The 4743-nt window shown below is 70.3% G+C and carries 2 protein-coding genes and 1 pseudogene; all 3 read right to left on the bottom strand.

Going from position 1 to position 4743, the window contains the following annotated elements:
- Positions 1 to 1124: pseudogene (locus tag QZV72_RS02080) on the bottom strand (OPT family oligopeptide transporter); the annotation flags it as partial.
- 15 nt (positions 1125 to 1139) lie between these two features.
- Complete coding sequence (locus tag QZV72_RS02075; protein ID WP_297004622.1) at positions 1140 to 3755, bottom strand: ABC transporter permease; 2616 nt, start codon at positions 3753 to 3755, stop codon at positions 1140 to 1142.
- Positions 3756 to 3757: 2 nt separating this feature from the next.
- Entirely contained in the window at positions 3758 to 4561 is an 804-nt protein-coding gene (locus tag QZV72_RS02070) for an ABC transporter ATP-binding protein (protein WP_297004620.1), read from the bottom strand.
- Positions 4562 to 4743 lie beyond the last annotated feature (182 nt).

Below are 4743 nucleotides of genomic sequence, written 5' to 3'. Positions count from 1 at the left end.
GTCGCGCCGAGGACGCCGACCCGTTTGGCGTCTGCGGCGTCCTTCACCGTCCCGTTCCGCGCGGCGCGGTCGGCCCAGCGGTTGTACAGCCAGCCGATCAGTGCACCCAGCGGGATGATCAGGCTGAGCGACACCGGCAGGTACATGCCCATGCCGACAGCCAGCGGCGGCAGTGCGAGCGTGCGCGGACCGGCCTTCGTGGAACGGGAGAGCAGCTCGTCGACGATGATCACGCCGACACCGATCAGCGCGCCGAGACCGATCTTCGACCAGTCGAGGGAATCGCCGAAGATACCCTGTGCAATGGAGGACAGCAGGCCCGCCTGCGGTGCGGCCAGCGCGTCCGGGCCGGCGTCGGGGGCGCCGACGAAACCGAAGGCGGACGCCATCAGCCCCATGACCGGCGGGATGATCAGCGAGCCGAAGAACACGCCGATGATCAGGCTGACCTGCTGCTTCCACGGGGTCGCACCGACGAGCTGACCGGTCTTGAGGTCCTGGAGGTTGTCGTTGGAAATCGTGGCGACACCGAAGACGACCGCCGCGGTGAACAGGGTGTAGGCGACCAGGGAGGTCGGGTCGCCCCCGTTGTCGTTACCGGTGACGGCCTTGATGAGCAGCGCGGCGAGCAGCACGATGATGACGCCGATGCCGGAGATCGGGCTGTTCGACGAGCCGATGAGGCCGGCCATGTAACCGCACACGGCGGCGATGACGAGTCCGAGGACCAGCACGAAGATGACCGAGAGAGTGATCAGTGAGCCGGTGTGGTGGCTGATGCCGGTGCCGTCGAGGAAGACCCAGAGGACCAGGCCGATGGGGACCATCAGGGCGATGATGACCGTGACGACGGTCTTCACCGGGATGTCGCGCTCGGTGATGTCCACCTCGTCCCCGTGACTGCGTGCCCGGGAGGACGCCAGGGATTCACGGATACCGCGGATGACCGGGCCGATGATCTTCGCCAGCGTCCACACCGCGGCGACGGCCATGGTGCCCGCGCCGACGAAGCGGACATCATCGGAGAAGGTGCCGGAGACGACCTCGGAGATGTCGCCGGTGCCCGGCAGATCACCACTGGTGAACATCGGCAGCAGGACGCCGAAGGAGATGAGCAGACCAAGGAATCGGGCGGGCGGTCAGTCGGCGATGGCCTCCAGGGGCGGCGTCCGCGACGCCTTCACCGCGGGCCACGCCGCCGCGAGGACGCCGATGACACCGGAGCCGACGACCATTCCCACGACCTGGCCCCAGGGCACCGCGATGGTGTCCAGCCCCTCACCGGCCAGCACCTTCAGGAAGGCCCAGCCCAGCGCCAGGCCGACGACCACGCCGATCACCGCGCCATAGAGCGAGATCTGCACCGCCTCCAGGGTGATCATCCGGCGCACCTGCCGACGTGAGGCGCCGACCGCGCGGAGCATGCCGATCTCCCGGCGCCGTTCGATGACGTTGAGCGCCAGGGTGTTGACGATGCCGAGCACCGCCACAATGACCGCCAGGGCGAGCAGCGCGTAGAGCATGTTGAGCATCTGGTCGACGAAGACGGCCTGCGTCCCGGCGAACTCGGACGGGGTGAGGACCTGCACCACGATGAACTGGTCGGTGGCGTCCTCCAGGCGCTGGCGGAGGTCCTCCAGCGGAATGTCACCGTCGACGAAACCGGCGAAGAGCATGGGCCGGGCGTACCTGCCGGTGCCGAACTCGCCGGCCGCCATGTGGGGTTCGATGGCCGACCAGGAGATCACCTGGTCACCGAGGAGGTCATTGTCCTCGTAGATGCCGAGCAAGGGCACGGTGCCCAGGTCCCTGGCGTCCGCCCCGGGGGCGTCGGAGAGCAGCGGAACCCGGGCGCCGACCGTCCAGCCGTTCCTCGCCGCGGCGGATTCCGAGGCGATGAAGCCCGCCTCGCCGAGGTCCACGTCCCCCTGCACCCGGGTCACCCCGCCGGTGACCCGCGGATCACCGACGAAGTAGCCGGAGCCGAACCCTGCGCTGACGATCGAGTCGCTGGTGGCACCGCCGAGGGAGACCGGGGCGAGGCCGAAACCGGAGACCCCGGTCACGCCCTCGACGTCACGGGCGGCGTCCAGTGCCCCGGCCGGGATGGGGAAGGAGCCGTCGGAGGGGCCGTAGAGCACCAGATCGGAGGTGACGGTGTCTCCGACCAGTCCGCTGATCGACGCTTTCATCGACGCTCCGAGCATCCCGAACACGGCCACCAGGGCAACCCCGAGGGTCAGCGCGTAGGCGGTGGTCGAGGTGCGTCGCGGGTTGCGCGACGAACTGGTGGACGCCAGGCGTCCGACGGAGCGGAACGGTGCGCCGATGATCCGGCCGATCGCCGGGACGACCGGCACCGCCAGCGCCGCGGAGACCAGGAAGGCCCCCAGCAGGACGCCGAGTGCGCCGATCCCGACGAGGCCCGCGCGGGCCCCGGTGCCGGAGCCGTCGAGCAGGACGCCGGCCAGTGCGGCGGCGACGCCGGTGACCAGCAGGACTGTACCGGTGACGGTACGGCGGCGCAGGGAGGACGCCGAGGACAGGTCACCGGAGCGCATCGCCTCGACCGGGCGGACCGCACCGGCGTGGCGGGCCGGGGCCCAGGCGGAGACGACGGTGACGATCACGCCGAGGATCAGGGGGACGGCCACGGAGGCACCGGTGACCTCGAGTCCGGTAGCGGGGAGACCGGCGCCGGTGGAGCCGATGGCGGCGTAGATGAGTTGCGTCAGTCCGGCGCCGGCGACCACGCCGACGGCGGAGCCGAGGAGCCCGACGACGACTGCTTCACCGACGACGGAACCGGTGAGCTGCCGGGAGGAGACACCGAGGCTGCGCAGCAGTGCGAACTCGCGGGTGCGCTGGGCGACGATCATGGAGAAGGTGTTGGCGATGATGAAGGTGCCGACGACCAGGGCGACGAGTCCGAAGGCGACGAGGAAGTAGTTGACGAAGCTGAGGGCGTCGTTGATGGCGTCCGCCTGCTCGTCGGCGGCCTGCTGACCGGTCTTCACCTCGACTCCGCCGACCCCGGCTCCCTCGAGGTGGGCGGTGACGTCCGCAGCGAGCCGGTCCTGGCTGACACCCGGGTCCGCGGCGAGCGAGAAACCGGTGGCGGTGCGGCCGTCGGCGAAGGTCCGCAGGTAGGCGTCACTGTCCATGAGGAGGCCGAGGAATCCGCCGCCGTCCGTGTCCCCCAGGTCGATGTCGTAGATGCCGGAGACGGTGACATCGTGGACGCCGCCGGTGTCGACGACCTTGAGGACGTCGCCCACGGCGATGCCGTGGTCCTCGGCGGCGCTGGAGTTGACGACGACCCGGTCGGCGCCGTGCGGGGCGTCCCCGGCGATGACGGTGGTGGCCGGGCCGACCTGGTCGGCGTCGGGGTACCAGATCGAGGCGAAGCTCGGGGCCCCGCCGGTCTGCAGGGTGGTGCCGTCGTGGGAGATGACGACGGTGGTCCGGGTCGAGTTGTTGACTCTCGCGACACCGTCGGCGTCGGCGAGGATGCCGCCGAGTTCCAGCGGCAGGGGGCGTCCGGTGGCCTCGTCGGGGGTGACGGTGACGTCGACGCCCTTCGTGGTGGATGCGGACAGCGTGTCGAAGGTCTTCGACAGGGACGCGGTGAACATCAGCGCCCCGGAGATGAAGGCGGTCCCGAGGACGACCGCGAGGACGGTGAGCAGGAGCCGGACCTTGTGCCCGGCGAGGTTGCGCAGGGAGACCCGGCGCATGGTGGAGGACGCCGACACGGCTACAGCTCTTCGATGCGGGACATCACGGCGAGAATGGACTCGACGGTGGGCTGACGCAGCTCCTCGACGATACGGCCGTCGGCGAGGAAGAGGATGCGGTCGGCGTAGGAGGCGGCCCGGGCGTCATGGGTGACGATGACGACGGTCTGGCCGTCGCGGTCGACGGAGGTGCGCAGGATGTCGAGGACCTCGGCCGACGAGTTCGAGTCGAGGTTGCCGGTGGGCTCGTCGCCGAAGATGATCTCCGGGCGGGAGACCAGTGCCCGGGCGCAGGCGACGCGCTGCTGTTGGCCGCCGGACAGTTCGGCGGGGCGGTGGGAGAGCCGGTCGGTGAGACCGAGACGCCCGGTGACCTCGTCGAACCAGGCCCTGTCGACCCTCCGGCCGGCGATGTCGGTGGGCAGGGTGATGTTCTCGGCCCCGGTGAGGGTGGGGACGAGGTTGAAGGACTGGAAGATGAACCCGAGCCGGTCGCGGCGGACGGTGGTGAGGGCCTTGTCGTTGAGGGACGCGAGGTCGGTGGTACCGAGGTACGCGGATCCGGAGGTGGGCGTGTCGAGCCCTGCCATGCAGTGCATCAGCGTGGACTTTCCGGAGCCCGACGGGCCCATGATGGCGGTGAACTCACCGCGGGCGAAGGTGACGGACACATGGTCCAGGGCGGTGACCCGGGTGTCCCCTTCACCGTAGATCCTGGTGAGACCGTCGGCGCGGGCGGCGGCGGTGTCGACCGTGTCGACCGTGCCGGACGAGCCGGACGAGCCGGCCGGGGTGGTGGGTGTGGTCGGTGTGGTGGCGGGCATGGTCGGGCCTCTCGGTGGATGTGGGGGCGGGTCCGCCCGTGGTCATGTGTCCACCGTAGAACGCGGGGGTGGGGGTGCGCCTCCGGAAGGTCCCCTACCCGCGGCCCCGGGATGTGTCAGGGGTGCGGCTACCGGGACGACGGGGGCGACGGAGGCGACGGAAGTGGCGGGGGTACGGTGCC

The sequence above is a fragment of the uncultured Corynebacterium sp. genome (assembly GCF_902782855.1).
Classification (GTDB): domain Bacteria; phylum Actinomycetota; class Actinomycetes; order Mycobacteriales; family Mycobacteriaceae; genus Corynebacterium.
The sequence above is the reverse complement of the archived record's forward strand: the minus strand, read 5'-3'. Positions and strand labels throughout refer to the sequence as shown.

Bases quoted from the DNA above. Each gene is read 5' to 3' on its own strand.
- QZV72_RS02070 (WP_297004620.1), bottom strand. From the start codon at position 4,561: ATGCCCGCCACCACACCGACCACACCCACCACCCCGGCCGGCTCGTCC.